At 73.0% G+C, this 7,176-nt stretch carries 5 protein-coding genes and 1 pseudogene; 3 read left to right on the top strand and 3 right to left on the bottom strand.

Translation table 11 applies throughout. The features are described from left to right. Positions 1 to 2,329: hypothetical protein (locus tag ABZ885_RS32270; protein WP_360196522.1), on the bottom strand; the 2,329-nt coding region annotated here is incomplete at its 3' end. 689 nt (positions 2,330 to 3,018) lie between these two features. Continuing rightward, positions 3,019 to 3,435 (bottom strand): hypothetical protein, encoded by a 417-nt coding sequence (locus ABZ885_RS32265; RefSeq protein ID WP_360196519.1) that lies wholly within the window; start codon positions 3,433 to 3,435, stop codon positions 3,019 to 3,021. 83 nt (positions 3,436 to 3,518) lie between these two features. Here ABZ885_RS32265 and ABZ885_RS32260 point away from each other — a divergent pair, with 83 nt between their 5' ends. After that, the gene (locus ABZ885_RS32260; protein WP_360196516.1) at positions 3,519 to 4,421 is read left to right on the top strand and encodes a pyridoxal-phosphate dependent enzyme; all 903 of its coding nucleotides are present in this window, start codon (positions 3,519 to 3,521) and stop codon (positions 4,419 to 4,421) included. Positions 4,422 to 4,474: 53 nt separating this feature from the next. On the opposite strand, the gene ABZ885_RS32255 is transcribed toward ABZ885_RS32260, so the two are convergent. Continuing rightward, entirely contained in the window at positions 4,475 to 5,614 is a 1,140-nt protein-coding gene (locus ABZ885_RS32255; protein ID WP_360196514.1) for a helix-turn-helix domain-containing protein, read from the bottom strand. Between the two features lie 87 nt (positions 5,615 to 5,701). On the opposite strand from ABZ885_RS32255, the gene ABZ885_RS32250 reads away from it, so the two are divergent. Beyond that, positions 5,702 to 6,766 carry a ferredoxin reductase gene (locus tag ABZ885_RS32250; RefSeq protein WP_360196511.1) on the top strand — a complete coding sequence of 355 codons (1,065 nt, stop codon included), beginning with the start codon at positions 5,702 to 5,704 and terminating at the stop codon, positions 6,764 to 6,766. A 7-nt stretch (positions 6,767 to 6,773) separates the two neighbouring features. Then, positions 6,774 to 7,176: pseudogene (locus ABZ885_RS32245) on the top strand (hypothetical protein); the annotation flags it as partial.

Here is a 7,176-nt window from a genome sequence, read left to right as displayed (position 1 = left end):
CCCGACGGGGCCTGCTCCACAGTCCGTGCAGAACGGCCGCCGAGGGCGCGTAGCACACGGGGTTGCGCAGCAGCAGCGGAATCCCGTCCACGGGCAAGGTGTGCAGTGGCAGTTCGTGCAGGACGCCGTGAGGCAGCAGATGAACGAGGTCCCCGGGATCCGCCCACTCGGCCAGCGGGGCCACCAGCGGCGCCAGGCGGTGCCAGTCGCTGACGTCGCCGTCGCAGTCCTCCATCATCATCCGGACCCCGCCCGGTACCTGGAACCACATCCGGGCCTGCTCGGTGAGCTCGGAGTACCGCAGCGGCACCGCAGCGAGACGGGGTTCGTCCCAGTCCGAGCGCAGTCCGTACACCAGCGTGCCGGCTGGGACGCAGCGGTACTGCACGAGCAACACCCGCCGCCCGTCCGCGCGTTGCTCCTCCGTGGCGAGTGCCGCGCTCAACCGCGCCACGGTCACGGGGCCGGGCAGTGGGAGGATCCGGCCGATCCGCCCGGCGCCGGACTCGCCGAGCGCCTCGACTCCGTCGAGCAGCGCCCGGGCCTTGGCCCGTTCGAGCCAGAGCAGGGCGGCGGAGGTATCGCCCAGGCGGTACTGGTGTAGTTCGAAGCCCAGCCGGTAGACCTCCTCCTTACCCCGCACGGCGGCCATCCTGGCGGCCTGCGCCTGTTCGGGACCGGTGCCCGCGACGGCGGCCTTCGACCGCAGTCCGTCGATCGCGACGGCGGCGGTGGCGAGGAGCTCGGCACTCACCGTCCAACGCTGTCGGCGGACTTCGGGGTCAGGGTGACGGTCCCCGGACTCCAGGGCGTTGATCGCCCGGTGATAGGGGCCGCGCCACGCCTCGCCCGCGTAGTCGGCCCGGCGGCGCAGCTCGGACGCCTCCGCCAGCAGAGCGTCGGCCTCCTCGTGGACGTCGGCACCCATGCGACCGATCTGTATCAGGGTGATGGCCTCGAACGAGAGGGTGTCGGCCAGCAGAGGCCCCAGGCCGTAGCCGCGGCAGACGTCCTCGGCAAGCGACAGGTACCGGGCGCACCCGTCCCAGTGCTGGCGGGCGAAGGCGTCCTGGTGTCGGAGGTGGCAGAGCTTGACCAGCTGGACGTGGGCGGTGAGGTCAGGCGGCGCCTGCCGGACGAGGTGCTCCGCCGCCGCGAAGCGCTGCTCGATCTCATCCGGGGCCGACACGGGGGTACCCCGTTGCGCGGCGACGGCCGCGGCCCATGCCGCTGCTGCCAGACACTGGGCTTCCTCCAGTGGCAGGCCCTGTCTGTGCGCCGTACCCGCTCCCCGTAGCAGGACGGACACCGCGGCCTCGGGGTCGGAGTCCATCAGGTGGGTGCCCAGGAGCAGGTCCACGTCTGCGGCCAGTAGGGACGGCTGGCCTGTTGGCGCGTCGTCGAGCTCGCGCAGGGTAGCCGCGGCGTCCTGGGGCAGACCCATCAGCGAGAGCGCCGCACTGCGCTGCACCGCCCGGCCGACGGGCTCCTGTACCGAGGCTGAGTGCTGGGCGGTGTGGAGTTCCGCCTGGCCGAGGTGGCCGCGCCGGGTCAGATCCTCCAGGATCGCCGCCGCGTGGGCGCTCTCGCCCGCCCACATCCCTAACCGCCCGGTCAGGGTCTGGGCACGGGCCCGGTGCCGCTCGGCCCGGGCCGCGTCCCCGCGGACCAGGAGCCAACGCAGCATCGCGTGATGGATCGTCAGTTCGGTGCCGACATCGCCCCCGTCGTGGAATCCGCGGAGGGCGGCCCGGGCCAGGTCCTCGCCCGCCGGGACACCGTACTGCAGCAGCAGGTCCGCCGCCGTCCACCGCGCCCGGGCCGGGGCCATGAGGCCGCCTCCCGCCCGGATGCGGTGCGCCACCGTTTCCAGCGCACACGCCTGCGCCGCCCAGGACTCCGGCGGCGGGGGCACACTGTCGAGTTCGGTCGCCGCGAGGGCTTCGGCCAGGTCGACCTCGGCCTGCAGGAAGTCGCTCTCGGCCACGGACCACCGGTCACCCCGGGCCTGGGCGGCCTCTCTTGCCGGCCCAAGCCAGTGCGCCGCGGCCACCGGATCGGCCGGCGCCTGACGCAGCAACCGGAAGGCGCGGCGCTGCACCCGTTCGGCGTGACGTGGCCGCCCCGCCTGCCGGCACAGCCGTACGGCGGTTCCTGCGTCGCGCAGCGCCTCCTCGCGGCGCGCCGTCCGCCCTCCTTCGAGGGGGAACAGCACCGCACTGACCAGGAAGGCGAATTCGGCCGCCGCGGCCCGTTCGGCCAGGGGGGTCGAGGGGCCTGCCGCCATCGCCCGGGCCTCGACAAGCAGCTCTGCCGCGAGCCCGGGCACGGCCGCAGGATCCTGGACGAGAAGCGCCGGATAGCGCGCCCAAAGGCTGGCTGCGTTCGAGGGGGCGAAACACCCTTCGGCCCGCCGGGCCATGGCGGCCGCCTCTCCGACCAGCCCCCGTTCCAGCCGTGAGCGCAGGATGACTGTCCAGGCCCCTGCATCGCGCAGCAGCTCCTCGCCACGCTCCTCGAGCACCCGCTCCAGCGCGCGGTATCGCCGTTGGTCCAGCAGATCCTCAAGGTCCGCTGCATCCGCCGTTCGCACTCGCGCCGACACGTCCTCCACCTTCCAGGGGACCACGGGGGTCCGAGCGGCGCCCGACTGCACGGGCCGCCGGCTGTGCTCAGGCCGCCTCGGACGGGCCGCGCCTGAACTCCTCTACGGGGCAGGCCGGTCGATGTGAGTCTGCCACAGCCGCGCCCGCCTTGGCGTCGGATGCCGCAGCAGATCGCGTCCGGCTGGTGTCGTACGGCGACGTTGACGGCGGTGCCCCCGATCCGAGCGCGAATCGGGCCGGCGCCCCGCCCACGGGCATCGATGCCTGGGCTACCGGGCCTTCGGCCGCGCACCCGACTCCTGGGACGTGGAGGCCGAGGACGGCTCGCTCCAGCGGTACGAGACGATGTGCACGCCCCGCGCAGGGTCAGGTCGCGCAGCCAGCTGGCCTCGGTGTGGCCGGGCGGGACGGGCTAGCCGGGCATCTCCGGGTTGAGGGTGCGGAAGTCGAAGGCGCAGGCACGGGCGAGGTCGACGGTGTTCTGCTGGACGCCGGGCCAGGGGGCGAGGCGCCGCGTCATTTCGGCCGGGTAGCGCAGGTGCGCGGTGCCGGCCGCCGCGAGGTAGGCCTCGGCTTCGCCGAGGGAGCGGTTCTGGCGCAGTGCGGCAAGGGCCTGGGCGAGGCGGGCCTGGGCCGGCGAGGCGTGGTGGGCCGCGGTGCTCGCGACGATGGTGAGGCCGGTGCGGGCGGCGAGATCGGCAACAAGGTCGTTGCGGTCGTCGTCGCCGGGCATCTGGTGGTCGGTCAGCTCGACGAAGACATTCTCGGGCCCGTAGCGATCGGCAAGGGCACGCAGTTCCCGCTCGGCACCGGCTTTGCTCGGCGGCACCCCTGCGCGAGATCAACAACGGCGCCCCGGTCCACTACGACGGCCTGAACCACGAGTTCCCCACCGGCCTGTTCGACCAGGAGGTGATCGCCCAGCTCGCCTTCAACGTCTGGGCCGCCACCCCCGCCACGGGCGGGGCGACCACCGTGTGGCGCCACCGCTGGGAGCCGGCCGACGAGCAGTACCGCCAGGCGTACGGCTACCGGCCCGAGGCGGTCGAGCACTGCCAGCGCGTCGACCTGACGCCGCAGCCTGGTGACGGTCTGCTGTTCAACCCCGCAAACCCGCTGGCCGCCGGAGCCGGCACCCTGCTGGACGAGATCCACGCCCGGATCCCCGGCCTGGACACCGTGGTGGTCGCGGTCGGCGGCGGAGGACTGTTCGCCGGCGTCGCCACCGCCGCCCACCACCGCGGCATCCGCACGGTGGCGGTGGAGCCGGAGTACTGCCGCGCACCGAACGCCGCGATCGAGGCCGGCCACCAGATCGACGTCATGGTGGACTCGATCGCCGCCGACTCCCTCGGCGCCCGCCGCACCTCCGCCATGGCCCTGCACCCCGCCCAGCAGGACCGCGTCCAGTCCGTGCTGGTGGCGGACAGCGAGTCCGTCCGGGCCAGGCAGGCACTGTGGGACCCCCGCCGCATCGCCGTCGAGCACGGCGCCGCGACCGCCCTGGCCGCGCTCACCGCACCGCACCGGCACGCCCCCGACCGCAACACACCGACCCGACCCGCCACAGTGAACCGCAGCTACCGGCCCGGCAACGGAGAGAAGGCCTGCGCGGTGCTGTGCGGAGCGAACAAGGAGTCCGCATCCACCTCGCCGAGCCGGCCAAGGCATCCCGATCCTGCTCAGCTGTCGGACGCGACCGGAACAGGGCGCGGCGGGCCGGGTTCCGGGCCGGCCGGCGGAGGCGCAGCTCGCCGGGCTCGGGCTGCCCTGGGCCGGGTCGGCGGACTGGAGGGCTTCCACCGCCTGGCTTGACGCACGATTCCCGGAGCGCTCGCGGACGCGGTCGTGAATGGCCGAAGTACGCGTCAGCCGACCCGAAGACCCACCGCCAGCGTCAGTTCGAGGACCCGGTGTGGCGATGCGAGATCCGGGAACAGCTCCCGCAGCTGCGACATCCGGTACCGGACCGTCTGGGGATGGACGAACAGGGCCGCCGCCACCTCGTCCCGCCTGCCCTGGTGCAGCAGCCACGCGCGCAACGTCTCCTCCAGCCGCCGTGCGGTCGCGGCCGGCAAGGTCCGCAAGGGTGCGAGGGCTCGGGCACGCAGGTCTGCGAACGCGTCCGCGTCGGCGCTCAGCACCAGCTCGGGCAGGTGGTCCTCGGTGTCGCGGATATCGGAGGAGAGGGAGCGCGCGCGTACGGCTCGTGCGTACGAGGCGGACGCACGAGTCCATGGCCGGGCCGGGCCGGCCACGGCGGTGCGGCCGGTCAGCTGCCGCAAGAGGTGTGATCGGTCGGCATCGGGGACGAGCAGCACACCGGTGGCGTCCGGCAGATCGTCGAGGACGAGGGTGTCCGGGTCGAGCGCGCGGTAGGCGGGCCGGGCCTGGGCGGCGGGCAGCAGGACCGCGGTCAGCGAAACCGGAGGCTGCCACCCGGCCCGTTGAGCAGAGGCCAGCAGGACGTCCGGGCTCGCGCCGGCGAGGAGGTCGCGGGCCAGGTGTTCCAGGTGGCGCTCGTGGTCCCTGCCCCGGGCGGCCAGTTCGTCGGCGTGGCCCGAGGCGCTCGCGGCGGAGAGCTCGTCGATGTAGGCGAAGGTCAGCTCGGCGAACTTGGCGACCTCGGCGGCGGGCAGGCCTGCCGGTACGGCACCTGCTGCCAGGCATCTCCAGGCCACGCGGGCGCCGACGCGGTAGGCGCTGAGCAGGGCGTCCATCGAACGGCCGTCGCGAACCTCGCCGCGGCCCAGCTCGTAGGCCGCGTCACCGGCGTCGCCGCCTGTGGCGGTCCCGCTCGCGAGGTCCAGGTAGTGCCCCAGGGCGGTGCGGACGGCTCGGCGGATGGTGGCGCCCATACGGCCCGAAAGGGCGTTGGCGTAAGGAGGGACCTCGTCGATGATCGCCTGGACGACCTCGTCGGCGGTGGTCTTCAGCGCGGCCCGCAGTGCGGTGACGGTCGTCTCATCCAGGGCCAGTTCGCTGGCCCTCCGGATTGCATGGCTCATGTTTTTGTTCCCTGCGAACAATTCAGCCGGCCAGATTTACGTCCTTCGGTCAGGACTTTACGCCCCGAGGCGCAGCAAGCTGGAGTCATGACGAGTGCGGCCCTGCGCAGCAGGGCGTGGAAACTGCTGGAGATGGTCACGACGCCGCTGCTGCCGGCGGACTACCTCGACCTGGTCAGCCCCCTGCGTGCGGGCGCCGACCTGCGCGGGCGGATCGAGGCCGTGCACCCCGAGACGAGTGATGCCGCGACCATCGTGATCAGGCCGGGACGGGGCTGGCGCGGCCACACGGCCGGGCAGTACGTGCGGGTCGGGGTCGACGTCGACGGGAGGCGCCTGTGGCGTGCCTACTCCATCACCTCGCCGACAGACCGCCGGGACGGCCGCGTCACGATCACCGTGAAGGCGGTCCCGGGCGGCAAGGTCAGCAACCACCTGGTCCGCAGGGCGACACCGGGCACGCTGATCCAGCTCGACCAGCCGGCCGGTGACTTCGTACTGCCGCAGGCCAAGCCCGCCAAGGTGCTCTACCTGACGGCCGGCAGCGGCATCACGCCCGTGATGGGCATGCTGCGCGACATCGAGTTCGACGACGTCGTCATGGTCCACAGCGCGCCGCAGCCGCAAGACGTGATCTTCCGCAACGAACTGCACGACCTGGTCGCGGACGAGAAGCTGCGCCTGGCCGAGGTGCACACCGACACGGACGGCAGGCTCGACATCGCCCGTCTCGACGAACTCGTGCCCGACTGGGCCGAGCGCGAGACGTGGGCCTGCGGGCCCGCGGGCCTGCTCGACGCCGCAGAAGAGCACTGGACCGAGCACGGGGTCCGAGAGCGCCTTCACACCGAACGCTTCCGCCCCGGCATCGTCGTCACCGGCGACGGCGGCGACGGCGGCGAGGTCACGTTCAGCGCCACCGGCAAGACCGTCGACGCGGACGGCGCCACGCCGCTGCTGGACATCGGCGAGGAGGCCGGCGTGCTCATGCCCTCCGGGTGCCGCATGGGCATCTGCTTCGGCTGCGTCACGCCGCTCAAGGCGGGCGCCGTCCGCGACCTGCGCACCGGGGAGATCACCGAGGCCGAGCCGGGCGTCCTCATCCAGACCTGCGTGTCCGCCGCGGCGGGCCCCTGCGACATCGAACGGTAGGAGCGCCTTGACCGCCATCGACCCCACCGCCCACCTGAGCGCGGAGCAGATCGAGGAGCTCGGCCGCGAGCTGGACGCGATCCGCGACGAGGTGATCGCCGGCCGCGGCGAGAAAGACGCCGCCTACATCCGTAAGGTCATCTCGGCACAGCGCAGACTCGAGCTGGCCAGCAGGGGCGTGCTGCTGTTCTCGATCTTCCCGCCCGCGTGGCTGCTCGGCACCGCCGGTCTGTCCGTGGCGAAGATCATGGACAACATGGAGATCGGCCACAACGTCCTGCACGGCCAGTGGGACTGGATGCGGGACCCGAAGATCCACTCCACCACCTGGGAGTGGGATCACGTCTCGCCGTCGGGCCGAGGATCTCGCCGAGCGCGTGCGGGCGCTGTACGAGGACGCCGAGCAGCGC

It is taken from the genome of Kitasatospora sp. NPDC047058 (genome assembly GCF_040643935.1).
Taxonomy (GTDB): domain Bacteria; phylum Actinomycetota; class Actinomycetes; order Streptomycetales; family Streptomycetaceae; genus Kitasatospora.
The sequence above is the reverse complement of the archived record's forward strand: the minus strand, read 5'-3'. Positions and strand labels throughout refer to the sequence as shown.